The sequence below is a fragment of the Sphingobium cyanobacteriorum genome (assembly GCF_030580935.1).
GTDB classification, from domain to species: domain Bacteria; phylum Pseudomonadota; class Alphaproteobacteria; order Sphingomonadales; family Sphingomonadaceae; genus Sphingobium; species Sphingobium cyanobacteriorum.
The window spans coordinates 269,677-296,053 of record NZ_JAUQOM010000002.1; the positions used below are offsets into that span (position 1 = coordinate 269,677).

The window sequence follows — 26,377 nt, forward strand, 5'->3', positions numbered from 1 at the left end:
TGTTCCGGGGCCAAGGCTGCGCTCATGGTCAACAAGAGGCGATCGGCAGGCTGCCTGTCGCCTGCCAAAGACTTGCAGCATGGCCGTGGACGGGATGCAGGCGCGTGGTGCCAATCTGTGGAACAATTGCGCTCGATCGATCCAGGGGCTGCGATATCCCTTGAACAGGCTGGGTTGAAAAGCGGCCAGTGACACTCTGTTGATGGCTATCATCCTGGGGCGGGATGAGGTTGGATTGCCCCGTTCGATCCTTGCGCGCGCGGCGCGCGCAAGGACGCATCAAAGCTGTGTCATCGGACGGTGAACCCGTTCAGCCAATCCCGTGACGCAGCGGAGCGACATTGGCCACGCCATTCTCGATGAACAGACGCCGATCATGATAAGCGGCAACGCTTTGGCGATGCGCGACCGAGATGATCGCGGCATCGGGCAACCGTTTGACCAGCGCTTCATAGAGTTGCTCTTCCAAATGTGCATCGAGGGCACTGGTGGCTTCGTCGACAAACAGAAAATCCGGGCGTGCCAAAATTGCCCTGGCAGCGGCGATACGTTGCTGCTCGCCGGGTGAAAGGATGCGGCTCCACGGCATGTGGCTGTGCAGTTGTGGCACCAGTCGCCCAAGGTCGAACGCATGCAAAAGATCGGCATATTCTTCATCGCTGCGCGTATCGGGCGCATCCGGGTAGGACATCAAGCTCGCAAGTGTGCCGTCCGGCATGTAGTTGCGCTGTGGCAGAAACGCGACCCTGGAGTCTTTGGGCAGCTTTACATGGCCCTGGCCGTATGGCCAGAGGCCCGCGATGCTGCGCAGCAGCGTGCTCTTGCCCGCGCCGGACCGCCCCTGCACAAGCAGCCGCGAACCAGGCGTGATCTGAAGATCGTCCAGCGCAATCATGGGCTCGCCGTTCGGATATGCAACTTGCAGCTTGTGGACGCCAACCCGTGCGTCAGCAACCTCCTCGACGTGAATGCCGCTGTCCAGCGGCATTGACAGCAGAGCATCGAGCAATTGCAGGCGCGCGACAGCCGAACGCAAGATCGCCAACTCGCTATATTGCGCTACGAGTGCGCTGATCCCCATGTACACAGCCGTGAAGGACGCCATGACGATCTGAATGTCGCCGACTTGCATCTGGCCTTTCAGGACGAAGGGAATGCAGATCAGGTAGGGCAGCAGGAACATGAAGGTTTCGGGGAGGCTCGTCACCACGGTAATCCGCATGTTCGCAAGGGTATAGGCGCGCCAGTTGATGGTGATCAGTTGGAATGTATTTGCCAGGCGCCGGCGTTCGATCCCGCCGGCGCGCGCAAAGGCTATCGATTCCCCGTTGCCGCGGATCGCCTGCATTTCCAGACGAAACTGCGCCTCAAGCCGCTGACGGACGACTTCGGCCCGCGTAAGTAACCGCCCGACCCAGTGGACGAGCACGGTCATAACGATCGCCAAGGTGAAGGCGACATAGACGAGCAGGCCAGGGATCGGCTCGGTCATGCCCACCGCCGGGAATGTCAGGGGCGGGGACAGGCGCCAGAGTTGCGAGGTATAGAGGAAAACGCCGAACACCGACGCGACGACTTGCACGCCGATCAGCGTGACCTTTTCGACATAGGTGTAGATATCTTCCTGGATACGCTGTTCGGGATAGTCGATTTCGGTACGCCGTTCGAGATGGAAAAACCGGTTGTCCCCCATCCAGCGATCAAGCAGACGTGTCGTAAGCACCCTGCGCATCCTGATACGCAGGGCCAGGCGCGTCCACACGCCGATCACGTTGAGGATCGCCACAGCACCGCAGTAGAGCAGGATTTGCGACACCAGCCCTGGGATTACCGCACCATTTTTCGCGGCGAGTGCACTGACGATGCCGGCAAAACCAAGCTGCATTTTCAGCAGCACCGTCACGTTCGCGGTGCTCTGCACGAATTGATAGGCGATCAGGAGCGTCCCAAGCAGAGGGTCCGCCTTGAGGTAGCGCCAGATCATGTCGGCGCCATATTTTACATGGAGCCAGACCGTGCCGGGCGGAACCTCCGGCGGCTGCTCCCTTCTTGCGGCATCTTCAGCAGATGGGTCGGTCACATAGGTGTCGGTCATTGGGCGAACCGTCTCAAGCTAGAGGTGGAATGCTGTTTGCGGGCGGGCCGCACAGCCTTGAAAGAAGCTACTCAGGCGTCCGTCGCATGAGGGTAAGAAGCCTGTCCATCTGCTCGCGCAGAAAGGGGGTTATGCGTGGCCGGGCGCGGTGTATGGCATCGTCCATACGGGCCATGGCCTCCGGCTGCCGTGCCGCAAGCGTCGCCCTTTTTATCTGCGGAAAATGATCGAGGATATCCGCGTCGGAGGCGTCGGCAAACCGCGCCTCGCCGCGCGCATGGCTCAGCGTCCGCGCCCCTGCCAGGCCATCGATCCGGTCAGCCTGATCCTGCGTCGGCAGCAATGGCGCCGCCAGGGAGTGCAGGTAGGCGTGCAGGAATTTCTGGCAGATGACCGGAAATTCGGTTGCGATGCCGGCCAGGGGCCATGGCAGCGATTCCACGAGTTCGGCCACCAGATACCCTTCAGGATCGCTGCTCGTTTCAGAGGCCCGCAGTGCGCTGGCGCGCGCGGATCGCCACTCTTGCCGGGCAATCGCCTCGCCGCGCAGCTCGCGCGTCCATAGGCGCACGATCTCCTGGGCTGCGGCCCGTACCCCTGGCGCGATATGGGCCGACAAGGGGAAGTCGTCCGATAGAATCCGTGCCAGGAAAGCCGGCAGGAAGCGCGGCACGACATCGCTGACATCATCGTCGACGGCCACCGCGTCCAGCCACTCGATCCCGAACGACCATATCGCGTCATCGCCCCGCATGACGAAGCCGAACGGTGCATCCTTGTCGTCCACAAAGGAGATGCCGGCGTTGATCAGGGTCTCGCACAGAAGCGCAAGCTCAACGGGTATGCCTGTCCTCTCAACGAATGTCCTGGGATCGCGCGTTTCGGCGATCACCCCGGCCAGCGAGGCAAAATCACTGTCCGCCGACCATTTCAGATAGATCAGCGGCGTGATTTGCCGCGCTTCCCATCTGTCCCGAACACGCTTGAGCGTTGCAGCCTTCAGGGCAGGATCGCCAAGAAACGCTCGAAGTGACATCGCGAACTCCCGCTGGGCATAGGACAAGGGGACATCGGACATATTCGCGAAGCGCGCGAGCAATATTCCCCCCCGAAATCGGATGCACACGTCACTCCTTTCGCGAAGGAGGTTCGAGGGCATGCGAAAGAGAGACGCACGACATTTGCGTTTTCCGCATCCGTGCCGTGTTATTTTTTGTCCCGTTGTTTTTTGCCGATGGGCGACACCCATCGCCTGGCGCCAGGGCCTATCGCGAATCCGGCTTTGGCGATTGCACCTGTGCCATATGGATCGCAATCGCGAGCGCGCGTGCAAAGGCGCCCTGGCGACGCACATCCGCAGAAAGCCACCTGTCGAATTCGATTTCCTCTTGCGGCGAGAGGGCGCGTGCATCGATACGCGCAGCCCATAGAGCGGCTGCATCGTCAATCCGGGCACTGCTTTCGCGATCCGCCATCTGACCCAGTGGTATTTCCATTGCGTACCTTAGACGCGCCACGTGACGATATTCCGGAACGGGCAATTGCATTCATAAACAGGCGGATGCCTTTTGCCATGTGTTTTTCAACGGTGCTTTCCGAAACGTTCATGCGCCGGGCGGTGTCGCGCTGGGACAATCCCTCGATACGCCGCAGCATGAAAACCGTAGCAACCTGTTTCGGAAAACCCGCGACGATCTCACCGATGCGATGCAGCTCATCACGATCCGAAGCCCTGCGTTCAGGCGATGCTTCCTGACATTCGAAGCGCGACAGTTGCGCATCCTCCACAGCGCTGATCGATACGACCTGTGCGCGCCGCAAATGCGTGCAGATGACGGAATGGGCCGTCTGCAGGAAATAGGCGTGCGGATTGCGCACGGCTTCGACGCTGTCCAGGGCCGCCAGCCTTGCATAGGCCTCCTGGACGATATCGTCGACCTCAAGCCCCTCCACCCGGCGCCGCGCCAACCACGCCCGAAGGCTCGGCTCAAGGGGCACGATGTGCTGCGCCAGCCACGATGCCCTTTCGTTTTCGACGCGCATCATGGCGCGATCACCATTGGCAGCGCTTGCCGGAGGGCGTGTGTGACAGCCCGCATGCGGCGGAGCGCTATGCCGACCATGTGCTTGAGGCATCGGAGGGGCGCGTTGATCATCCTGATACTCACTGCAAAATCCGCGCTCTGTGGTTCTGCCGCATCGTCTTGGCAGCGACGCCAAAGCGGGCCCGGAACAGGTGAGAGAAGTGCGACAGGCTCGAAAAACCGACATCATAGGCGATTTCCGAGACGCGATCATTGCTCCTCACGAGCCGGTACTGCGCGGTGACGAGCCTGATTTCGTACAGAAAGGCGTTGAAGCTCGTGCCATAGGCAGCGCAACTCTTGTAGATCGTGCGGACAGAGCATTTGAGGCTGGTTGCCGCATCTTGCGCCGAGAGCCCTGGGGTATCGAGATTCCGAATGATGAATTCAAGTATGGCGCCCATGCGGCCCTGCCAGCGCGGCAGGGTCTTTTCCGCATCCACGCAGGCGGCCAGGGCCGTGCGCATGAGGTCGGCGATCATGGTCAGTCCCTGGGATGCGATGATGTCGTCGCCGGTCGTCAGGTCGAACAGGGTCCGGGCCAGGTTCGCGATGATCGGGGCGGCGAAATAGTCTTTGCCGACATAGAGGTCGGGCAGGATCAGGAAGCCGTCCAGGAACCGCTGCATTGCCCACCAGGCCGGCAAGGCGATGACCAGCGCGTCCAGATTGTCCGATCCCTCCAATGTCATCGGCTGCCAGGCGCAGGCGACGAAGATGTCGCCAGCCGACAAGGTTCGGCTATGCCCCGCCTGACCGACAATGAGTTCGCCTGCGCGCACGAAGAGGATGTGCGCGCAAAAGCCGGGGGCATTGAACGTCGTGGCCCCTTCCAGCGAGAAGGCGAATGCGCCGCTGGTAAGGTGATGGATTCTTGCGATATCGCGCAAAACGCTTTCGACGTGCCAGCCGTCACCACCGCGCAATCCGCGAACCGGATTGGCGGCAAAAATCGAAGCGATTTGCGCGGGGGTCGCTGCCATCAGAGCCGGGGCTGGTCGAGCGTTCTGGCCGGGCGCGCGTCCGGCTGGGATTCCATCCGCGCCGGGAGCGAGGCGTTGGCGATTTCGAGAACGCGCCGCTGAATGGCGGCGCGCCACGCCGCCATCTTGGCGTTAGACCGCTCGCGTCTGGCTTGCGCTCGCAGCCTGAGCGCGTTTTGCGCAGGATTCGCCGCCCAAATTTTGTCGACTTCGGCCAGGAAATCTTCAACGTCGATGTTGTCGATCGACTGCTTCTGCGACAGTGCCTCCATCGCCTCTCCGCTGATCCTGTTCATTTCCGTTTCGAAGGTCGCGTTCTCTTCAGCGCTGAAGCAATCCTCATCGGATGCATCGGCTTCGATATTGACCCCCGATGCCCAGGCAGTCATCACGTCATGAGCGGCACCGGGAGCCTGATCGAGATTCCAGGCAAGCGACATGACCATATCAACCCCCGTTACCACGCCCGCATCGTCACGCCCCACATTTGCAAGCTTCGCACGCGCGGCGCGCCAGGCTTTCTTGTCGACCGGCGCGTCGATCGACTGTTCCACCAAGGCGATCACGTCTTCGCACGCATCATGGAGCGGGCCGGGCGCAACGACTTTCGAGCGACCATATACCGGATCCCTCCACGCAAGAAGCAGAGCCTGGCGCGCAAGACCGCCCGTGTCCGCCCCTACGGGAATGGCGTCGAATAATGTTTCGTGGAAGGACAATGTATCTTCCGCTTCGCCGAAGGCTCCGAGTGCCGGCAACAGCCGCGCAAGCGCCGGGTGCAGGCCAAAATCCTCGGAGACGAAGGAGATGTCCCCCTCAATCGATGCGCGCGTGAGCCATGCGGTATAGATCGGGCCCCTGGCCCGGATATCTGCAATCAGGGCCTGTCGCCTGCTTTCATCGCCAAAGGCACGATAAGCGCTCATTGACCGGCTCCAGCAAAGGATTCCAGAACCGCCGCGAGCTTGCCGCGCGATACCAGCCCCTGAAAACGTTCGACCGGCTGGCCATCCTTGATGACGATGAACGTCGGGACGCCCTGCACATCATAGGCTTTGGCGAGTGCAGGCTCTTCATCAACGTCGACTTTAACGAATGCGATTTCGCCCTCGAATTCACGCGCGGCGTCCTCCAGAGCCGGGGCCGACGCCTTGCAAGGGCCGCACCAGACGGCGTGAAAATCGACCAGAACCGGAATGGGCGACTTGAGCACTTCGGCTTCGAAGGCCTGGGTTGTAACAATTTTGAGATTGGACATCTGAAATTCCCTTATTCAACCGCCGGCACGAGCGGCGCAGCATGCGCGCGCGCGGCTTCACCGATGAGATAATGTTCTGCTTCCAGTGCGGCCATGCATCCCATGCCAGCAGACACCACCGCCTGACGAAAATGCTTGTCCTGCACGTCACCGGCGGCAAATACGCCCGGCACGCTGGTTGCAGTCGAACCCGGCGTGACCAGGAGATACCCCTCCTCGTCCATCGCGAGCTGATCCTTGAACAGGTGCGTCGCGGGATCATGACCGATCGCCACGAACAGGCCGTCGACGGCGAGGGTGGCGCGTTCACCAGCCCCTGGATGATCGAGCAGGACGCCTGTTACCTTGTCGCCATCCCCGATTATCTCCGCGACTTCGGCATTCCAGATAATCCTGACCTTCGGGTTGGCGAACAGGCGGGCCTGGTTGGTCTTGTCGGCGCGCAACGTGTCGCGACGATGGATCAGGTAAACCTGGCTGGCGAAATTGGCCAGATGAAGCGCATCTTCGACAGCGGTATTGCCCCCGCCCACCACGGCACAGACCCGGTCACGGAAGAAATAGCCATCACACGTCGCGCAGGCCGAGACGCCGCGCCCCCTGTAGCGGGTTTCGCTTTCCAGGCCGAGCCAGCGCGCGTTGGCGCCCGTCGCGATGATCAGGCTGTCCGCGGTATAGCGGTCCCCCATGTCGCCGGTCGCCTCGAACGGACGCTTCGACAGATCAACTTCGACGATATAGTCGGAGACGATGGCTGCGCCGACATGGCGTGCATGATCGCCCATGCGCACCATAAGTTCAGGCCCCTGGACACTGGCGTCCCCCGGCCAGTTTTCGACGTCCGTGGTGATTGTCAACTGGCCGCCGGGTTGCGGCCCTTCGATCAACACCGGGTTGAGGGCGCTGCGCGAGGCATAGATTGCGGCAGTGTAGCCGGCAGGCCCCGATCCGATGATGAGCAGCCTGCTATGGCGCGGGGCTGAAGGAATGCGGGCTTTGCGCATCGTCATGCTCCCGCTCCGCCGACCACGACCTGGTCCATTCGGATCGTGGGCTGCCCCACGGTCACGGGCACGGTCTGGCCATTCTTGCCGCAGAAACCGATACCCAGTTCAAGGTCGTTGCCGATCATCGAAATATGCCTGAGGGCTTCGTTGCCAACACCGATGAGGGTCGCGCCCTCAATGGGGGCGGTGATCTTGCCATCCTCGATCAGAAATGCCTTTTCGGCCGAGAAGTTGAACTGGCCCGATGTGATGTCGACGGTGCCGCCGCTGAACTCCACGGCATAGATGCCGTTCTTGACCGAGCCGATGATCTCCTGCGGATCATAAGGCCCGCTTTCGAGAAAGGTGTTGGTCATCCGGGTCATCGGCAAGTCCGCGTAGGACTGGCGACGGCCGTTCCCGGTCAGCGTGTCGTTCATGATCCGGGCACTGACCTTGTCCTGCATCAGGCCGACGAGACGGCCATCCTCGATCAGCACGGTGCGTTGCCCCGCGACCCCTTCGTCATCGACATTCAATGAGCCGCGTGCACCCGGCACGGTGGCGTCGTCGACGACAGTGACGCCAGGGGCGGCGATGCGTTCACCCATCATGCCGTTGAAAACGGATTCCTGCTTGCGATGGAAGTCGCCCTCCAGCCCATGGCCGACGGCTTCATGCAGGAGAACGCCGGGGAAGCCGTTGCCCAACACCACCGTCATTTCGCCGGCGGGTGACGGGATGGCATCCAGATTCGTCAGCGCTATCGAGGTGGCTTTGCGGACCAGCTTTTCCAGGCGCGCTTCGTCCAATTCACCCAGGCTGAAACGGCCACCGCCGCCGGCGGAACCGGAAGCGCGCCTGGCATTGCCTTCCGCCATCACCGCAATGTTGATGCGGACCTGCGGGCGAACATCGCCAGCGAGCGTGCCGTCGGTCGCACTGACCAGGATCGTGGAGTCCTCCACGGCCAGTTGGGCGTTGACTTCGGTGATGCGCGGATCAATCGCACGGGCCAGGTCATCCAGCTTTCGCAGGAGCGCGACCTTTTTGATCGTGTCCATGCCGCCAGCCGCCTCGATCGTCGAATAGGCTTGCGAATCCCGTTCGACCCCCTTGATTTCGACGCCGCGCCCGGTTTCCGCGGCATCCTGACCATGAGACTGCATGGCGCGCGCGGCCGCGGTGACGGCATCGATGGCCTTGCCACTGATATCGCTGGAATAGGCAAAAGCCGTATTGTCGCCGGTCACGGCCCTGGCGCCGATGCCTTGCGAGATTGCGAAGGCGGCGCGCGCGACCTTGCCCCGTTCCAGCGCCCAGGTGTCGCGCGTCGTCATCTCGAAATAGAGATCCCCATAATCGCCGCCCCGCGCCCAGAGGCTGGAGAGGCCGTTTTGAAGCATGGCGATATCGACGTCATTGGCCGCAAGAAGCTGCTCTTGCGCCTGTGCCAGACGATCGGCGGCAGTAAGGGACATCGGGCTTAACTCTTTCAGCGAAGGGGATGTGATCATCGACCGGCGATCTGCATGTCAGGCAGGAGAATCGAACCGACCCTTGCCCCGCCTGCGCGGTGAACGTCGGCACCAACCGCAGCGATGGATTTGAACATTTCCTGGAGGTTGCCGGCGACCGTGAAGCCATGGACAGGCCTGACGACCTGGCCGTTCTCGATCCAAAAGCCGCCCACGGCCTGGGAATAGCCCCCCGTTGCCGCGTTGGTGGAGCCGCCCATGAACTGAGTCAGCCACAAGCCGGTGCCCATCTTGCGCAGCATCGCGTCCAGATCGTCGCCAGACCCGCTCTTGTTGCTGACGAGAGAGAGATTGCGCATGCCGCCGGCATTGCCGGTCGACTTTCGCGCGAGTTTGCGGGCCATGCGCGTGTCGAGGAACAGTCCGGCGACCACCCCGTCGCGAACAATGTCGCGGCGCGCGCCGGCGACGCCCTCATCGTCGAAGGTCGCGCTTGCCAAGCCGAAAGGCTCGAAGGGGTCCTCAACGATCGTCACATGCGGCGCGGCGATTACCTGGCCCATCGCATCCGGCAGGAACGTCATGCGCTGGAACTGCGCGGTGCCGGTCAGTTGCGCACACAGGTTGCGCAGCAGACTCGACGCGACCGTCGAATCGACCAGCACCGGAGCGCGGCGGGTGGAAAGACCTTCGGCGCCGAGCATGTCCAATGCCTGCGCGGCCGCGCGGCGGCCGATATAGTCTTCAGTGTCCAGCCCGCCTTGCTGGCGGTCGACCGATGACCAGTGGCCCTGTGTCATCGCGTCGCCGCGCTGCGCGATGGTCTGGCACCAGCGGTGCTGGGCCGAACTGCTGCCCGTGCGGCAGAATCCCTGGCTCGTCGCGAGCGCAAAGCGCATGTCCTGGCTTGTCGCACCGGCTTCCGACACCCGGACCGCGTCGGCTGTCGGCGTCGCCAGCACGGCTTCCTCAATCGCAAGGGCCGCGCAGGCCAGCGCCTCTGCGGTCTGGCCCGATGGCGCGAACAGCGGAACGTCGGGCGTAGTCCATGCCAGGGTGTCACGATCCGCCAGGCCCGCTTCTGTATCCGGCTCCAACTGGCGGGCCATGCCGATCGCCTGTTCCACCACCCGATCGATCGCCGCGCGGTTGAGCGACTCGCTCGACGCCACGCCGGTGCGGCCGTTTTCGAACACCGTGATTTGAAGGCTCTGGTTGCCGTCGCGAACGGCATTCTTGACTTTGCCCTTGGCGACGGTGACGCTGATTCCGCCCCCCTCGCTCACGCGGGCAATCGCTCCACTGGCACCCGACGCGACGCTCTTCTCGATTGCGTACGTGACTGCCTTGGCGAGATCTGCCTCGCTCTGGAGCAGATATGTATCGCTTTTTGCATTGCGGGCCTCGACAGGCCGGCAAAGGCTGCTCGTGCTCATGTGAGCTCCTTGTGAATTCTGCGGTCGGAGGAGGAGGCGGCCACCTGCGCCCCGACCTCTTCCGTCGGTCATGCAGTTATAAGGGAGGTTTGCCGGAGCGATTGCCTGACAGGCCCTAGCTTGTTGTCTGAGAATGCACATTGCGGGGGCGGGGGCTTGTCTCTCACCGCACAGGGGCGATGCGATAGCGCGCCTGAGGTCCGGGCCGGTTGGTGAAAAGCGTAGGATTCGCTATCCCATATCGCGCCTTTTCCTGAAGGCGTCGCGCCCCTCAATCGGGGGAAATCGGCCCGGCGCGCACCTTGGCCGTGGATGTGGGCGACAGCACCACGTCCCATCTTCACCGCCACACCGTCGATCTTCAACGCAACGGCCGTTTGGCCCTTTGCCTGGCGCAGGCGCCGCAAGGCATCCCCGATTGCGTCCCGGCATCGTCGAAATGTCCAAGCAGGCGATGATGTGGTTCACCCAGGCGCTCGAATGCCTGGAAACACGGCTCGATGCTTCGCAGGCCATTGGCTCGGTGGGCGCCAATGACGGGGACGATATTATCCAGCCGCCTCGTCGAACCAGCCCTTCAACCAGTCCCGCACATCGTCCAGCGCGCCGTCCAGCTTGACCGCTGTGCCAAGGTCCGGCTGGCCCGGCCAGCCGGCGTCCGGCACCGTCACGCCGCCGCCGCTCCGTTCGCCCTCATAGCGGGGGAGGACGTGGAAATGGACATGGGGATCGACCATCATCAGCATCAGATAGTTGATCTTTGCATAGTCCACCGCGCCGCGCAGCGCCGCCTCGATCGTGGCGGTGACGCTTTTCAGTTCCGCATGAGCCTCGGCGGGCAGGTCGCCGAAGGCGGTCGCGTCGCTCTTGGCCGCCAGCACGAGCGACCCCAGGGTCGGCTGGGCAGGGCGGAGCAGGACGACCCAATGATCGAATTCCGCGATCAGGGTCGCGGGGTGGCCGAATTTCGCGATGGTGGCGTTCATGCCGCGGCCTCCGCTTCGTCCATCCAACTGATGATGGCCTTGCCGCTGCGCCGGACGGCATAGGCCTGCGCCAGGCGGACGGCGTGGACGATCAGCGAGATGACCGTCCACCAGGCCAGCGCGATCAGGCCGATGTCGGGGCGGGCGAACAGCAGCGACACGAACAGGATCACCATGTTCGGGTTGCGGCGCGCGGTGATGAGGCGGAACCGGCTGTCGAAGGGGCGCCAGACATGGATGTCCATCCTGAAATCCTTCAGGAACATTCCCTCGATCAGCCGTTGCAGCACATAGCCCGCGATCACCGCGACCATGACCAGCGTGAAGGCCCGCGTGGATAGCGACAGGCCCCAATAGGCAAGGCCCGTCCCCCAGAAATACCACCAGAAGGGGGGGTGGACGAGATCGACGCCATGGTCGATCACATTGCCCCATTTGGACGATGTGATGGTGCAGCGGGCGAGTTTGCCGTCCACCGTGTCCAGCACCATGAAGATGAAGCCGCTCAGGAAGCCGGTCCAGAACATGCCCTGCGCGAACAGCCAGGTGGCGAGCAGGCAGAGGGTGACGCCGATCACCGACACCATGTTGGGCGTCATGCGGAGCTGCGCGGCGATGCGGGTCAGGACCAGGGCCAGTTCGGGCCAGAGATATTTGGTCAGGATATCGGTGACGCCCTTGTAGGCGCCGAAATAGCTTTGTCGCTCGATCGCGCGGCGAGTGGCGGGGTCAAGCACGCGCACCATGGGTTGTTCCAGCTTGCGGAGCTGGCGGTTGTAGAGTTTGCGGCCGTCCGACAGGTCGATGACGGTCGGCGCGGTCAGCGGATCGACGCCCTGTGGCACCTGCCCCACGATCGGCGTGCTGCCCCAGGTGAACAGCGTGCCCGGCGTTTCCAGCACCAGCCGCAGCAGCAGCGGGTCGAAGGCGTAGGTCAGGTTGAAGAGCAGTTCATGCCCCGCCGCCAGCGTGCTGCCGGTCTTTGCCGCGCTTTCCGCCATGCGGCGGTTACGTTCGGCGTTGGCCATGCCCCAGATCGGGGTGGGGTTGTCGCCCAGCAGGCGGACCGGGCCAAGGGTGGTGGTGATCGTCTGGCTCATCAATGGCTCATGCACTAGGGGGGCGTCGGGCGAAGTTCACAATAAGGTCGGCCTGCCGCTGCGAGGCGGGAACCGGGGAAAGATCGATCGATTGCTGCATCGCCGCTTCCTGGACGGCAAGGAAGCCGGGTTGCAAGTCGTTCGCGCGGGCGAGCGCGTGCGGCAGGGCGTCGGCGCTGTCGATCACCTGCCCCAGCCGCCAGTGGGCGAAGGCATCGCCCGACCCGTCGCGATGGTCGAGGTTCAGGAAAATGCAGGGGCGGGGGTGAAGCAGGAATTCATAGACCTGGCTCGACACGTCGCCCAGATACACGTCCGCGCTCATCGTATAGCTCATGTCGATCGAATGACGGCTGCCCATGTCGACGCGGACATGCGGCGCGTGGCTGACGATCGGGGCGGCGGTGCGGGCCAGCTTGGTATGGGGCGCGATGATGACGTTCCAGCCGACAAGCGACTCCAGCGCGGCGAGCATCTGCGGGCCATGGTTGATCCAGGAGGACAGCACCGGGTCGAAATGCGGGTTATAGAGCAGCACCGGGTCGTCATTGTAGAAATAGCGCTGGCGCGATGCTTTCAGCTCGAATTTGGGATAGCCGCCGACCGCGACGGTTGCGGGCGTGCACAGGCCGCGCTCGATCATGCGGTTGCGGTCCTTTTCGCCCGCCACCAAGGTCAGGTCGAAATCGGCATGACGCTTCTTGTACCCGCCCTCCCGGTCGCCCGCCCCATGTTTGATGAGGATGAGGCGCGCGGCAAAGCCCGGCACGCGGCGCAGCCAGGCGCTGCTGATCTCGGTCGTCACCAAAGTCGGGAATCGGGCGATGGTGGCATAGTTGAGCAGCAGGGTGGCGAGCCGGGAGGGCTGGCGGAACAGCGAGTCGGGGCGAGACGGCGGACGACGCAGGCGGATGAGGGCGAGCCGCCCCTGCGGATCATAGCTGGCGACCAGCGCCAGTATCTGGTCCGAGGGCGACAATATGCTGACCCGCACGTCGGCCCGCCGCGCCAGTTCCAGCGCGGCGGGCAGCCAGTGATAGAGCTGCTGCGCTTCGGCGATGGCGAGAAAGGCGATGTCGATCGGCAAGAAATATCCCCGGAGATTGTGTCGCCGTAGCGTGGATGGTGCAGGAAGCAAGCGGCTCTCCCATGATTGGCAAGCAGGTTGCAACCAGGGCCAGCCGTGCAGAAACATGGTCTAGACGCTGGACCTTTGCAGATTTTTCGTTATGCGGACCACCACCCGACAGACATATTCGAAGAGGCTCGACGAGCGATGGCCGAATTTGCGTTGCCCAAGAACAGCAAGATCAGTGGCAAGGGCGTGACCCACCCCGCACCCGCCGGCGCGACCAAGGTGCGCAGTTTCAAGGTCTATCGCTACGATCCCGACTCCGGCCAGAACCCGCGCTACGACACGTTCGAGATCGACCTGGACCAGTGCGGCCCGATGGTTCTGGACGCGCTGCTGAAGATCAAGAATGAATATGATCCCACGCTGACCTTCCGCCGGTCGTGCCGCGAAGGCATTTGCGGGTCGTGCTCGATGAACATGAACGGCCGCAACGGCCTGGCCTGCACCACCGCGATCGATGAATGCGCGGGCAAGGACGTGCAGATCACGCCGCTGCCGCACATGGACGTGATCAAGGATCTGGTGCCTGATTTCACGCATTTCTATGCGCAATATAATTCGATCCAGCCCTGGCTGAAAACCGTGTCGCCGCCGCCGTCGGGCAAGGAGCGGCTCCAGTCGCCCGCTGATCGCGAGAAGCTGGACGGCCTGTATGAGTGCATCCTGTGCGCCTGCTGCTCGACCAGTTGCCCGTCCTACTGGTGGAATTCGGACAAGTTCCTGGGTCCGGCGATCCTGCTCCAGGCCTATCGCTGGCTGGCAGACAGCCGCGACGAATATACCGGCGAGCGGCTGGACGAGCTGGAAGATCCCTTCCGCCTCTATCGCTGCCACACGATCATGAACTGCGCCAATGTCTGCCCCAAGGGCCTCAGCCCGGCCAAGGCGATTGCCGAAACCAAGAAGATGATGGTCGAACGGCAGTTGTGAATTGACGAGTGACGGCATTGCCGGCGGCGCGCCGCTGGCAGACGGGAAATGGGCGGGCTGGACCGCATGGTCCGACCCGCATCCCGACACCTTCCTTCAGGCGATGGGGCAGGGCTATATGCGCGCCGTCGCGCCGGGCAGGGCGCTGGTGGCGCTGGAAACCCGGCTTGGCCATCGCAACCGGCTCGACACATTGCATGGCGGCTTTCTGGCCGCCTTTGCGGACCATGCCTATTTTGCGGGGGTCTGGATGATGGGGCATCATGCGCAGGTGAACGGCGTGACGCTCGACCTGACCATGCAATATCTGGGCGCGGGGAAGGTCGGGCCGGATCTGGTCGCGGAGGTGGAGTTGCTGCGCGAAACCGGGCGGCTCATGTTCCTGCGGATGCTGATGACCCAGAATGGCGATGCGGTGGCGGCCTCCACGGCGACCCTGCGGAAGGCGCCCGCGGCCCGATGACGACCGTGCTTGCCCGTTATGATGCGCTGGTCGCCGCGGGCGAATTGCGGCCCGATCCCGACCAGCGGGCGGCGGCGGCGCGACTCGACCGGCTCCAGCAGGAACTGGAGGCGGTTCCGGCACGCGGATCGACATTGTGGAAACTGTTGCGCAAGCCGCCGGAGCCGCCGCGTGGCCTCTATATGTGGGGCGGAGTCGGGCGCGGCAAATCGATGCTGATGGACCTGTTCTTCGACACGGTGCATGTCCAGCGCAAGACGCGCGCCCATTTCCACGAGTTCATGCTCGACGTGCATGCCCGGCTGGCGCAGGCGCGCAAGTCGGAGACGGGCGACCCGATCCCGCCGGTGGTCGAGTCGCTGGCGGATGAGGCGCGGCTGCTCTGCTTCGACGAGATGGTCGTGAACAACATGGCCGACGCGGCGATCATGTCGCGGCTGTTCACGGGCCTGCTGGAAAAGCGGGTAACGATCGTCACCACGTCCAACCGCGTGCCCGACGAATTGTACAAGAATGGCCTCAATCGCCAGCTTTTCCTGCCCTTCATCGACCTGATCAAGGCGAAGCTGGACGTGATGACGCTCAATGGCCCGGTCGATTACCGGCGCGACCGATTGGGCGACGCGACGCTGTGGCATTGTCCCAATGGCGATGCGGCGACCCAGGCGCTCAGCACCGCTTTCTTTCGCCTGACCGACTATCCGCCGTCCGACCGCGCCCATGTGCCGTCGGAGGATATCCCGGTGCAGGGCGGCCGCATCCTGCATGTGCCCAAGAGCCTGAAGGGCGTTGCCGTCTTTTCCTTCAAGCGGCTGTGCGTCGAGGCGCGGGGCGCGCCCGACTATCTGGCGATCGCCCGCAAATATCATACGGTCATCATCGTCGGCATCCCGGTGCTGGGGCCGGAAAACCGCAATGAGGCGGCGCGCTTCGTGACGCTGATCGATTCGCTCTACGAATATAAGGTCAAGCTGCTGGCGTCGGCCGACGCCGCCCCTGCACGCCTCTATCCGCAAGGCGATGGCGCGTTCGAGTTCGAGCGCACCGTGTCGCGGCTGATGGAAATGCAGTCGGACGACTATCTGGCGCTGGGGCACGGACCCAAATAGGCGATTCCTGCTCTCGCGAAGGCGGGACCAGCCAGACGGAAGAACCGGGCGCGGGCGCCTGCCGTTGCAGGCGCATGTTGCGCTGTCATCATGGTCGACATCACGCATCGGTGGGCGCTGTCCGCCCGTATGTTGATGCGCGCGCCATGCATGAAGGCGCAATTTTCATACAGGAAAACAGGCCGGGCGCCTTTGAGGAGGAAAAGGCGCCCGGCAGGATAGCACTGCAGGGAAGGCTCTGGACCAGGGTAGAAGTGCAGAGCGACAGGCTGTGCTATCTCTTTAATGCAACTGCGAATGAATTGCAAAGATAATTTGTCCTTCGGGGACTTCGGCGGTTGAAACCCCCGTCCGATGGGCGTAGGCGGGCCACAATTCCAATAGTCATGACTTGGAGGATGACAAGCATATGGCCCGTAACAAGATCGCGCTGATCGGCGCAGGCAATATCGGTGGCACGCTGGCGCACCTCGCGGCGCTGAAAGGTCTGGGCGATATCGTCCTGTTCGACGTTGTAGAGGGCGTGCCGCAGGGCAAGGCGCTCGACCTGTCGCAATGCGCGTCGGTCGAAGGCTTCGACGCCAAGATCACCGGCAGCAATGACTATGCCGACATTGCGGGCGCGGATGTCATCATCGTCACCGCCGGTGTCGCCCGCAAGCCGGGCATGAGCCGCGACGACCTGCTGGGCATCAACCTGAAAGTCATGAAGGCCGTTGGCGAGGGCATCGCCGCCAACGCGCCCGACGCTTTCGTCATCTGCATCACCAACCCGCTCGACGCGATGGTGTGGGCGCTGCGCGAATTTTCGGGCCTGCCGCACAACAAGGTCGTCGGCATGGCCGGCGTGCTCGACAGCTCGCGCTTCAACCATTTCCTGGCCGAAGAATTCAACGTGTCGGCCAAGGACGTGACCAGCTTCGTGCTGGGCGGCCATGGCGACACGATGGTCCCGGTGATCGAATATTCAACCGTCGCGGGTATCCCCGTCCCCGACCTCATCAAGCAGGGCCGTTCGACGCAGGAGCGCATCGACGCCATCGTCGCGCGCACCCGTTCGGGCGGCGGCGAGATCGTCGCGCTGCTCAAGACCGGATCGGCCTTCTACGCGCCTGCCACCAGTGCGATCGCGATGGCCGAAGCCTATCTGGGCGACAAGAAGCGCCTGCTGCCCTGCGCCGCCAACCTGACCGGCCAATATGGCGTCGACAATCTCTATGTCGGCGTGCCGGTGATCATCGGCAAGGGCGGCGTCGAGCAGATCGTAGAGATCGCGCTGAATGACGAAGCCAAGGCGAACCTCCAGGTGTCGGTCGATGCCGTCAAGGAATTGCTGGAAGCGTGCAAGGGCATCGACCCCTCGCTCGCCTGAGCCAAAAAGCTGCACCGTTTCGTCCCAGGTAAGTGCGCAGCCTGGGACGGGGCGCTCTCGACCCCAAGTGCCACTTCCACAGAAGAAAAGGGACACGCATGTCCATTCTGGTGAACAAGAACACCAAGGTCATTACCCAGGGTATGACCGGTGCCACCGGCACCTTCCACACCGAACAGGCGCTGGCATACGGCACGCAGATGGTCGGCGGCGTGACGCCGGGCAAGGGCGGCACGACCCATATCGGCCTGCCCATGTTCGACACGGTCGCCGAAGCCAAGAGCAAGACCGGCGCCGACGCCTCGGTCATCTACGTGCCGCCGCCATTCGCGGCTGATTCGATCCTGGAAGCGATCGATGCGGAAATCCCGCTGATCGTCTGCATCACCGAAGGTATCCCGGTGCTGGACATGGTGCGCGTGAAGCGCGCCCTGTCGGGCAGCAAGTCGCGCCTGATCGGCCCGAACTGCCCCGGCGTGCTGACCCCCAATGAATGCAAGATCGGCATCATGCCCGGTTCGATCTTCTCCAAGGGTTCGGTCGGCGTCGTGTCGCGTTCGGGCACGCTGACCTATGAAGCCGTGTTCCAGACGACCAATGCTGGCCTGGGCCAGACCACCGCGGTCGGCATCGGCGGCGACCCGGTCAACGGCACCAACTTCATCGACGTGCTGGAACTGTTCCTGGCCGACGACGCGACCGAATCGATCATCATGATCGGTGAAATCGGCGGCGACGCGGAAGAGCAGGCGGCCCAGTTCCTGATCGATGAGGCCAAGAAGGGGCGCAAGAAGCCGATGGCCGGCTTCATCGCCGGTCGCACGGCGCCTCCGGGCCGTCGCATGGGCCATGCCGGCGCGATCGTGTCGGGCGGCAAGGGCGACGCGGAAAGCAAGATCGCGGCGATGGAAGCCGCCGGCATCAAGGTTGCGGCCAGCCCGTCCGAACTGGGTTCGACGCTGGTTGAAGTCTTGAAGGGGTAAGATAACTCCTACATATGGAGTGGCCGGGCTGCACCCCGGCCACGATTCTCCCGTATCCGCGACTGCACGCGGCTGGGATGGGACGGACGATGGGTTACGAGAACCAGGAATTTGAGATCGAGCGTGGCCCTAGCTGGGCGCGTGACAACTGGCCGCTGACGGATACGGACGATCTGACCGGGGCGCTTGACCCCACGCAGATGCAGATCGCCGTGAAGGCCGCCGCCAAGGGCGCGGGCAAGCCTGTGTCGGACAGCGATGCGGTCGCCGCCGCCGACGACGCCATCCGCGCGCAGATGTTGATCCGCACCTATCGCGTGCGTGGCCATCTGGCCGCCAATCTCGACCCGCTGGGCCTGACCAAGCGCGACTTGCCGGCCGACCTGACACCTGAATATCATGGCCTGACCGATCCCGCCAAGAAGGTCTATCTGGGTGGAACGCTGGGCGTGCAATATGCCACGGTGGCGGAGATCGTGGCGATCCTGCGCGCCAATTATTGCGGCAATGTCGGCCTGGAATATATGCACATCGCCGATGTGGAGGAACGCCGTTTCCTGCAAGACCGGCTGGAGGGCAAGGACAAGGAAATCCAGTTCACGCCCGAAGGCAAGAAGGCGATCCTGGCCAAGGTCATCCAGGGCGAGCAGTATGAAAAGTTCCTGGGCCGCAAATATGTCGGCACCAAGCGCTTTGGCCTGGATGGTGGCGAATCGATGATTCCCGCGCTCGAAGCCGTCATCAAATATGGCGGCCAGTCGGGCGTGCGCGAAATCGTGTTCGGCATGGCGCATCGCGGCCGCCTGAACGTGCTGGCCAATGTGATGGCCAAGGGCTTTCGCGTCATCTTCCACGAATTTTCGGGTGGCACCGCCAATCCTGAGGATGTCGGCGGGTCGGGCGACGTGAAATATCATCTGGGCACGTCGACCGATCGCGAGTTCGACGGCATCAAGGTGCACATGTCGCTGGTGCCCAACCCGTCGCATCTGGAAACGGTCGATCCCGTCGTGCTGGGCAAGGTTCGCGCGCAGCAGACCTTCCGCGACGATCTGGAACGGCATGACCAGGTGCTGCCGGTGCTGATCCATGGCGACGCGGCCTTCGCCGGCCAGGGCATCGTGTGGGAATGCCTCGGCTTTTCGGGCGTGCCCGGCTACAATACCGGCGGTTGCATCCACTTCATCGTCAACAACCAGATCGGTTTCACCACCAGCCCGCAATTTTCGCGCGGCTCGCCTTATCCGTCCGACGTGGCCAAGGGCGTCCAGGCGCCGATCCTGCACGTCAATGGCGATGATCCCGAAGCCGTGACTTTCGCCTGCAAGCTGGCGATGGAATATCGCCAGACCTTCCATCGCGACATCGTGATCGACATGTGGTGCTATCGCCGCTTTGGCCATAATGAAGGCGACGAACCGGGTTTCACCCAGCCGCAAATGTATGCGAAGATTCGCCAGCATCCGCCGGTCAGCGACGTATATTCGGCACGGCTGAAGAATGAAGGCGTCGTCGACGACGATTATGTCAACAAGGTGACGGGCGACTTCGTCAATCATCTGGAGGACGAGTTCGAGGCGGCCAAGAGCTACAAGCCCAACAAGGCCGACTGGTTCGCCGGTCGCTGGTCGGGCCTGCACAAGCCGGCTGACGCGGAAACCACGCGCCAGAGCGTGGAATCGGCGATCAGCACCAAGCTGTTCGACAGTCTGGGCAAGACGCTGACCACTGTGCCGCAAGGCCATAATGTCCACAAGACGTTGAAGCGCGTGCTCGACGCCAAGGCGGAGATGTTCAAGACCGGCGAGAATTTCGACTGGGCGACCGGCGAGGCGCTGGCCTTCGGCTCGCTATTGTCGGAAGGCTATGGCGTGCGCCTGTCGGGACAGGATTCCGGGCGTGGCACGTTCAGCCAGCGGCATGCGGTCTGGACCGATCAGGATACGGAAGCCAAATATATCCCGTTGTCGACCGTGCCGCACGGCCGGTTCGAGGTGCTGGACAGCCCGCTGAGCGAATATGGCGTGCTGGGCTTCGAATATGGGTTCGCGCTGGCGGACCCCAAGAGCCTGGTGATCTGGGAAGCGCAGTTCGGCGACTTCGCCAACGGCGCGCAAATCATCTTCGACCAGTATATCGCATCGTCGGAAACCAAATGGCTGCGGTCCAACGGCCTCGTCTGCCTGCTGCCGCACGGCTATGAAGGGCAGGGACCGGAACATAGTTCGGCCCGTCTGGAACGCTATCTCCAGCTTTGCGCCGAAGGCAATATCCAGGTCGCGAACATCACGACCCCGGCCAATTATTTCCATGCATTGCGTCGCCAGATGCTGCGGCCTTTCCGCAAGCCGCTGATCATCATGGCGCCCAAGTCGTTGTTGCGGCATAAAAGTGCGGTCAGCAAGGCGCAGGATTTCCTGGGCGATACCCAGTTCAAGCGCATCCTGTCCGATCCCAACGGGGCGGCCGACAAGGAAACGAAACGACTGGTCCTGTGTTCCGGCAAGGTGTTTTACGACCTGATGGAAGCGCGCGACGCGGCTGGCGATACGGACGTGCAGATCGTTCGGATCGAACAGATCTATCCGTTCGCAACCGACGCCCTGGCCACGCGCATCGCGCGCATGACCGGGCTGGAGGATGTCGTCTGGTGTCAGGAGGAACCGCGCAACAACGGCGCCTGGTTCTTCGTGGAACCCTATATCGAGGAAGCGCTGGCCAAGGCCGGCAAGGCGCCCATGCGCGCCCGCTATGCCGGCCGCAAGGCGTCGGCCTCGCCCGCCACGGGCCTGGCCAAACGTCATGTCGCCGAACAGGGCGCCCTCGTCGCCGATGCGCTGGGTCACAGCGTGCGTGAAGAAATCCGTCGCCAGAAGAAAGGCTGAACAAGCTCATGGCTACCGAAGTCAAAGTCCCAACACTGGGCGAATCCGTTACCGAAGCAACCGTTGGCCAGTGGCTCAAGAAGCCCGGTGAGGCGGTCAAGGCCGACGAGCCGGTCGTGTCCCTGGAAACCGACAAGGTCGCGGTCGACGTGCCGGCCCCGGTCGCCGGCACGCTGGGCGACATCATCGCCAAGGAAGGCGACACGGTGAATGTCGGCGCGCTGCTGGCCTATATCAACGAAGGTGCGGCGGCTGGCGCGGCGCCCGCTGCCGCCCCTGCGGCTGCCCCTGCCGCGAAGGCGGAAGCCGCAGCGCCCGCGCCCGCCGCTTCCGCGCCCGCCGCGTCGGACGAGGATGATGGCGGCAACCTGACCCTGTCACCGGCGGTCCGCCGCCTGGTGCTGGAACATGGCCTTGACCCCAGCAAGATCAAGGGCACGGGCAAGGATGGCCGCCTGACCAAGGATGATGTCATGGCCGCGGTCGCCGCCGGCACCGCCAGGGCCGCCGCCGCGACCCCCGCCGCTGCGCCTGCCGCAGATGCGCCTGCCGCCGGTCCCAGCCGCAAGCAGGAACGGGTGAAGATGACCCGCCTGCGCCAGACCGTCGCCAAGCGCCTGAAGGAAGCGCAGAACAATGCCGCGCTGCTGACGACCTTCAACGATGTCGACATGACCAACGTGATCGAGGCGCGGGCGAAATATAAGGACCTGTTCGAGAAGAAGCATGGCGTGCGCCTGGGCTTCATGGGCTTCTTCACCAAGGCCGTGTGCATGGCGCTCAAGGATATTCCGGGCGTCAACGGCCAGATCGAGGGCGACGAGATCGTCTATAACGACTTCTGCGACATTTCCGTCGCGGTGTCGGCCCCCACGGGCCTGGTCGTCCCGGTCATCCGCAACGCCGAATCGCTGAGCGTCGCGGGTATCGAAAAGACCATCGGCGACTTTGGCAAGAAGGCCAAGGAAGGCAAGCTGACGATGGAGGACATGAAGGGCGGCACCTTCACCATCTCCAACGGCGGCGTGTTCGGTTCGCTGATGTCCACCCCGATCATCAACCCGCCCCAGTCGGCGGTGCTGGGCCTGCACCGGATCGAGGACCGCCCGGTCGTGCGCGATGGACAGATCGTGATCCGCCCGATGATGTATCTGGCGCTGAGCTACGATCATCGCCTGATCGACGGTCGTGAAGCGGTGACGTTCCTGGTCGCGGTGAAGAACGCGATCGAAGATCCGACCCGGCTGCTGATCGACCTGTAAGCCAAAGGCAAAAGTGCTCCTGCGAAAGCAGGAGCCCAGGACGGAGATGCGCAACGAAAGCGGGATATGTCTATCTGATGGCCAGCAGACGCAACGGCACCCTCTATCTGGGTGTCACAAGCGATCTGGCTGGCCGGGCATATCAGCATCGCAACGCTCTGGTGGATGGCTTTACGAAGGAACATGGCTGCACCATGTTGGTGTGGTTCGCAGCATTTGATGATCTGCAAGAGGCACGACAGCGCGAATTGCAGATGAAAAAATGGAAACGTGCCTGGAAGATCACGTTGATCGAACGGGAAAATCCGCGTTGGCTGGATTTGTTCGAGACGCTGTTCTGATGACGCCCTAGGCTCCGGCTTTCGCCGGAGCACAGAGACTAATGTTCTCCTGCGTGCGTGGGAGCACAATGAGGAAGAAGAACGATGGCTGAGTTCGATTATGACGTTCTGGTGATCGGCGCCGGACCCGGCGGCTATGTCGCCGCGATCCGGGCGGCGCAACTGGGCCTCAAGACGGCCTGCGCCGAAAGCCGGGAAACGCTGGGCGGCACCTGTCTCAATGTGGGCTGCATCCCGTCGAAGGCGCTGCTGCATGCGTCCGAACTCTATGACGAGGCTGCCAACGGCGTGCTCGCCAAGCTGGGCGTCAAGATCGACAAGATGAGCCTGGACCTGCCGACCATGCAGGGCCAGCGCATCGACGCGGTCAAGGGCCTGACCGGCGGCATCGAATTCCTGTTCAAGAAGAACAAGGTGACCTGGCTCAAAGGGCTGGCCAGCTTCACCGGCGCCAACACGGTCGAGATCGCGGGCGAAACGGTGACGGCGAAGAATATCGTCATCGCCACCGGATCGTCGGTCACGCCGCTGCCCGGCGTCACGGTCGATAATGCAGGCGGCAAAATCGTCGATTCGACCGGCGCGCTGGAACTGGACAAGGTGCCGGGGCATCTGGTCGTGGTCGGCGGCGGCGTTATCGGCCTTGAACTGGGCAGCGTCTGGAAGCGGCTGGGCGCGAAGGTCACGGTCGTCGAATATCTCGACCAGATCCTGCCCGGCATGGACGGCGAAGTGCGCAAGGAAGCCAACAAGATCTTCAGGAAGCAGGGCTTCGAATATCGGCTCGGCACCAAGGTGACGGGGGCGGAAGCGCACAAGAAGGGCGTGACCCTGACCGTCGAGCCGGCCGCTGGTGGCGAGGCTGAAAAGATCGAGGCCGATGTGGTTCTAGTGTCGATCGGCCGCCGTCCCAATACCGACGGCCTTGGCCTCGACAAGATCGGGCTGGAGCTGAACGCGCGCGGCCAGATCGAGACAGATCATGAATTCGGCACGAAGGTTCCGGGCGTCTGGGCGATCGGCGATGTCATCCCCGGCCCGATGCTGGCGCACAAGGCCGAGGATGAAGGCATCGCCGTGGCCGAGAATATCGCGGGCCTGACCGGCATCGTGAACCATGCGATCATCCCGTCGGTGGTCTATACCAAGCCGGAAATCGCGGGCGTGGGCCTCACCGAGGAAGCCGCCAAGGAACGCGGCGCGATCAAGGTCGGCAAATTCCCGATGATGGCCAACAGCCGGGCCAAGACCAATCATGAGCCGGACGGCTTCGTGAAGATCATCGCCGACGCCGAAACCGACAAGGTGCTGGGCGTGTGGATCATCGCCGTTCCGGCGGGCACGATGATCGCGCAGGCGGCGCAGGCGATGGAGTTCGGCGCGTCGAGCGAGGATATCGCCTACACCTGCCACGCGCATCCCACGCACAGCGAGGCGATCAAGGAAGCGGCGATGGCCGTGACCGGCAAGCCCATTCATATGTGATCGGCCTGCGCACCGGACGACAAGGGACAAGGCCTCCGCAGCGCGGGGGCCTTTTTTTCGGGCCGTTCCGCGATCGAGAGGGTGACACCCCTCCGTCATGCGCATTGCGCGCGCCACCTCCCCGACCAGGGGAGGAGGGATTGTGTTTGGCGCACTGCACCGGCTTTGGAGCAGATGTTATCGCCAAAGAAAAAGGCCGGACCTGTGAAGGTCCGGCCTGTGGATATCGCGATACTGGTTCGATCAGACGTGGCAGGCCTGCGCGCCCTTGCCCGGCACCGTGATGGTGACGTCGTCGCCCGACCCCTTGACCTCGAAACCGCCCTCGGCGGTGAAGGGCTGGCCGGCTTCGGCGGCTTTCAGCGAAGTGGCCGCGCCATTCTTCTCGGTGCGCAGCAGCGCGGTCTTGTCGTCGCTCATGAAGTCGACGAAGATCAGGCTGTTGTCCTTGCAGCGATACTGCTTGTTCGCCTTGACCGACGGCGGCAGTTCGACCGGGGCGGCGTTGGCGAGTTGCTGGGCCATCGGATCGGCGGGGCCGCCCACGACTTCAGGTTCGTCATTCTTGTTGCAGGCCGACAACAGGGTGAGGCTGGCAACGGCGATAAGGGGAAAATATTGTTTCATGGTGATCCTTTTATGTGCATGTGCAACATGTTGCGTCAACGCAAAACGGTGATGTTCCCGCCATATCCCTGAAATGGCGTCATGACTGTTTCGTGACGCCCAGGCCGGCAAGGCGTCCTGTCACAGTTCAGGACCGGAGTGATCGGCGCAAAATGGCGGCGCGGGCTTGACCGGCGGCCTGGGCGCGGTCAATGCAAGGGCATGGCTGAGGAACTTTCCCCCCCCGATCCCGCGACCCTTTCCTTCGAGGATGCGTTGCGCGCGCTGGAGCAGATCGTGCGCCGGCTGGAAAGCGGAGACGTGCCGCTCGACGAGTCGATCTCGCTCTATGCCCAGGGCGAGGCCTTGCGCCAGCGCTGCGCCGAGCGGTTGCATGCGGCCGAAGCGCGCATCGCCAGGCTGACGGTCGATGCCAATGGCGTCGTGACCGGCGCCCAGCCTTTCGGCGCGGATTGAGCGTCATGACCGGGGGAGGGGCTGTTGCCACCGCGAAAGCGCTGGTGACGATGCGGGCATCGGCCGTCGCGCGTGATATCGACACGGCGTTCGAGCGCCTTCTGGCCGTTCCCGACGATCCGCGCCGTCGCCTCTATGAAGCGATGCGCCATGCCGCGATCGGCGGCGGCAAGCGGCTGCGCCCGCTGCTGGTGCAGGCGGCGTGCGACCTGTTCAACATATCGCGCGATGCGGCGCTGCGTGTCGGGCTGGCGATCGAGTGCATCCATGTCTATTCGCTGATCCATGACGATCTGCCGGCGATGGACGATGATGATCTGCGCCGGGGCAAGCCGACGGTTCACAAGGCGTTCGATGAAGCCGCCGCCATACTGGCCGGTGACTGCCTGCATGACCTGGCGTTCGAGATATTGGCCGACGAGGATACGCATCCCGATCCCTTCGTGCGCATCGAACTGGTCAAGGCGCTGGCACTGGCCAGCGGCCCGGCCGGGATGGCGGGCGGGCAGATGATGGACCTGGAGGCGGAGAAGGCGCGGTTCGACCTGGCCACCGTCACCCGGCTGCAACATCTCAAGACCGGCGCGCTGATCGCTTTCTGTATCGAGGCGGCGGCGATCATGGCACGGCTGCCGCATGATGCGCGCACGCGCCTGCACGGCTATGCCCGCGACATCGGCCTTGCCTTCCAGATCGCCGACGACCTGCTCGATGTCGAGGGGGATGCGGACCTGGCGGGCAAGGCATTGGGCAAGGATGCGGCGGCGGGCAAGGAAACCTTCGTGTCGCTGCTGGGCGTCGAGCCGGCGCGGGAACGGGCGCACATGCTGGTCGCGCAGGCGAAGGCGCATCTCCATGGCTATGGCGCGGAAGCCGACCTGCTGCGGGCGATTGCCGACTATATCGTGGAAAGGGACCGCTAA

Annotated in this window: 25 protein-coding genes; 11 read left to right on the forward strand and 14 right to left on the reverse strand. The window is 63.2% G+C overall.

The genetic code is table 11. The features are described from left to right. Nucleotides 1–310: 310 nt before the first annotated feature. The 13 genes from Q4610_RS06200 to Q4610_RS06255 all read right to left on the reverse strand — a co-directional run bounded on the left by Q4610_RS06200 (nt 311) and on the right by Q4610_RS06255 (nt 13,493). Nucleotides 311–2,095, reverse strand: coding sequence for an ABC transporter ATP-binding protein/permease (locus tag Q4610_RS06200; RefSeq protein WP_304535124.1), 1,785 nt, complete (start codon nt 2,093–2,095; stop codon nt 311–313). A 67-nt stretch (nt 2,096–2,162) separates the two neighbouring features. Beyond that, nucleotides 2,163–3,194, reverse strand: coding sequence for a hypothetical protein (locus Q4610_RS06205; protein WP_304535125.1), 1,032 nt, complete (start codon nt 3,192–3,194; stop codon nt 2,163–2,165). Between the two features lie 166 nt (nt 3,195–3,360). Then, nucleotides 3,361–3,642 (reverse strand): DUF4880 domain-containing protein, encoded by a 282-nt coding sequence (locus Q4610_RS21775; protein WP_425262531.1) that lies wholly within the window; start codon nt 3,640–3,642, stop codon nt 3,361–3,363. Next, on the reverse strand, nt 3,539–4,141 hold the full coding sequence (locus tag Q4610_RS06210; protein WP_304535126.1) for a sigma-70 family RNA polymerase sigma factor: 603 nt from the start codon (nt 4,139–4,141) through the stop codon (nt 3,539–3,541). Before Q4610_RS06210 ends, Q4610_RS21775 begins: the two co-directional genes overlap by 104 nt. A 118-nt stretch (nt 4,142–4,259) precedes the next feature. Then, a complete protein-coding gene (locus Q4610_RS06215) occupies nt 4,260–5,162 on the reverse strand; it encodes a helix-turn-helix transcriptional regulator (RefSeq protein WP_304535127.1) in 903 nt (300 codons plus the stop codon). After that, nucleotides 5,162–6,088, reverse strand: coding sequence for a hypothetical protein (locus Q4610_RS06220; RefSeq protein WP_304535128.1), 927 nt, complete (start codon nt 6,086–6,088; stop codon nt 5,162–5,164). Before Q4610_RS06220 ends, Q4610_RS06215 begins: the two co-directional genes overlap by 1 nt. Beyond that, nucleotides 6,085–6,420 (reverse strand): thioredoxin, encoded by a 336-nt coding sequence (gene trxA / locus Q4610_RS06225; RefSeq protein ID WP_304535129.1) that lies wholly within the window; start codon nt 6,418–6,420, stop codon nt 6,085–6,087. Before trxA ends, Q4610_RS06220 begins: the two co-directional genes overlap by 4 nt. Before the next feature lie 11 nt (nt 6,421–6,431). After that, nucleotides 6,432–7,430, reverse strand: coding sequence for a thioredoxin-disulfide reductase (gene trxB, locus Q4610_RS06230; RefSeq protein WP_304535130.1), 999 nt, complete (start codon nt 7,428–7,430; stop codon nt 6,432–6,434). Further along, nucleotides 7,427–8,887, reverse strand: a complete 1,461-nt coding sequence (gene tldD, locus Q4610_RS06235) for a metalloprotease TldD (RefSeq protein WP_304535131.1) — start codon at nt 8,885–8,887, stop codon at nt 7,427–7,429. Before tldD ends, trxB begins: the two co-directional genes overlap by 4 nt. 32 nt (nt 8,888–8,919) lie before the next feature. Further along, the gene (locus tag Q4610_RS06240; RefSeq protein ID WP_304535132.1) at nt 8,920–10,320 is read right to left on the reverse strand and encodes a TldD/PmbA family protein; all 1,401 of its coding nucleotides are present in this window, start codon (nt 10,318–10,320) and stop codon (nt 8,920–8,922) included. A gap of 548 nt (nt 10,321–10,868) precedes the next feature. Further along, nucleotides 10,869–11,306 (reverse strand): HIT family protein, encoded by a 438-nt coding sequence (locus tag Q4610_RS06245; RefSeq protein ID WP_304535133.1) that lies wholly within the window; start codon nt 11,304–11,306, stop codon nt 10,869–10,871. After that, complete coding sequence (locus Q4610_RS06250; RefSeq protein WP_304535134.1) at nt 11,303–12,406, reverse strand: CDP-alcohol phosphatidyltransferase family protein; 1,104 nt, start codon at nt 12,404–12,406, stop codon at nt 11,303–11,305. The genes Q4610_RS06245 and Q4610_RS06250 overlap by 4 nt, the downstream gene beginning before the upstream one ends. A 7-nt stretch (nt 12,407–12,413) precedes the next feature. Then, a complete protein-coding gene (locus Q4610_RS06255) occupies nt 12,414–13,493 on the reverse strand; it encodes a glycosyl transferase (protein WP_304535135.1) in 1,080 nt (359 codons plus the stop codon). 189 nt (nt 13,494–13,682) lie between these two features. Here Q4610_RS06255 and Q4610_RS06260 point away from each other — a divergent pair, with 189 nt between their 5' ends. The 9 genes from Q4610_RS06260 (at nt 13,683) to lpdA (ending at nt 24,371) form a co-directional block, all read left to right on the forward strand. Further along, the gene (locus Q4610_RS06260; RefSeq protein WP_304535136.1) at nt 13,683–14,471 is read left to right on the forward strand and encodes a succinate dehydrogenase iron-sulfur subunit; all 789 of its coding nucleotides are present in this window, start codon (nt 13,683–13,685) and stop codon (nt 14,469–14,471) included. Nucleotide 14,472: 1 nt separating this feature from the next. Then, nucleotides 14,473–14,934, forward strand: a complete 462-nt coding sequence (locus Q4610_RS06265; RefSeq protein ID WP_304535137.1) for a PaaI family thioesterase — start codon at nt 14,473–14,475, stop codon at nt 14,932–14,934. Next, nucleotides 14,931–16,043 (forward strand): cell division protein ZapE, encoded by a 1,113-nt coding sequence (gene zapE / locus Q4610_RS06270; RefSeq protein WP_304535138.1) that lies wholly within the window; start codon nt 14,931–14,933, stop codon nt 16,041–16,043. The genes Q4610_RS06265 and zapE overlap by 4 nt, the downstream gene beginning before the upstream one ends. A gap of 409 nt (nt 16,044–16,452) precedes the next feature. Further along, complete coding sequence (gene mdh / locus Q4610_RS06275; protein WP_304535139.1) at nt 16,453–17,415, forward strand: malate dehydrogenase; 963 nt, start codon at nt 16,453–16,455, stop codon at nt 17,413–17,415. 98 nt (nt 17,416–17,513) lie between these two features. Next, the gene (gene sucD / locus Q4610_RS06280) at nt 17,514–18,398 is read left to right on the forward strand and encodes a succinate--CoA ligase subunit alpha (protein WP_066857545.1); all 885 of its coding nucleotides are present in this window, start codon (nt 17,514–17,516) and stop codon (nt 18,396–18,398) included. An 89-nt stretch (nt 18,399–18,487) separates the two neighbouring features. Then, nucleotides 18,488–21,283 carry a 2-oxoglutarate dehydrogenase E1 component gene (locus Q4610_RS06285; protein ID WP_304535140.1) on the forward strand — a complete coding sequence of 932 codons (2,796 nt, stop codon included), beginning with the start codon at nt 18,488–18,490 and terminating at the stop codon, nt 21,281–21,283. A gap of 8 nt (nt 21,284–21,291) precedes the next feature. Further along, a complete protein-coding gene (odhB, locus tag Q4610_RS06290; protein WP_304535141.1) occupies nt 21,292–22,545 on the forward strand; it encodes a 2-oxoglutarate dehydrogenase complex dihydrolipoyllysine-residue succinyltransferase in 1,254 nt (417 codons plus the stop codon). Nucleotides 22,546–22,619: 74 nt separating this feature from the next. After that, on the forward strand, nt 22,620–22,886 hold the full coding sequence (locus tag Q4610_RS06295) for a GIY-YIG nuclease family protein (protein ID WP_304535559.1): 267 nt from the start codon (nt 22,620–22,622) through the stop codon (nt 22,884–22,886). A gap of 84 nt (nt 22,887–22,970) precedes the next feature. Further along, complete coding sequence (gene lpdA, locus Q4610_RS06300; protein WP_304535142.1) at nt 22,971–24,371, forward strand: dihydrolipoyl dehydrogenase; 1,401 nt, start codon at nt 22,971–22,973, stop codon at nt 24,369–24,371. A gap of 243 nt (nt 24,372–24,614) precedes the next feature. On the opposite strand, the gene Q4610_RS06305 is transcribed toward lpdA, so the two are convergent. After that, nucleotides 24,615–24,998, reverse strand: coding sequence for a hypothetical protein (locus Q4610_RS06305; RefSeq protein WP_304535143.1), 384 nt, complete (start codon nt 24,996–24,998; stop codon nt 24,615–24,617). A 201-nt stretch (nt 24,999–25,199) separates the two neighbouring features. On the opposite strand from Q4610_RS06305, the gene Q4610_RS06310 reads away from it, so the two are divergent. Next, nucleotides 25,200–25,454: an exodeoxyribonuclease VII small subunit gene (locus tag Q4610_RS06310; RefSeq protein ID WP_304535144.1), complete on the forward strand. Its 255-nt coding sequence runs from the start codon at nt 25,200–25,202 to the stop codon at nt 25,452–25,454. Between the two features lie 5 nt (nt 25,455–25,459). Further along, nucleotides 25,460–26,377 carry a polyprenyl synthetase family protein gene (locus Q4610_RS06315; RefSeq protein WP_304535145.1) on the forward strand — a complete coding sequence of 306 codons (918 nt, stop codon included), beginning with the start codon at nt 25,460–25,462 and terminating at the stop codon, nt 26,375–26,377.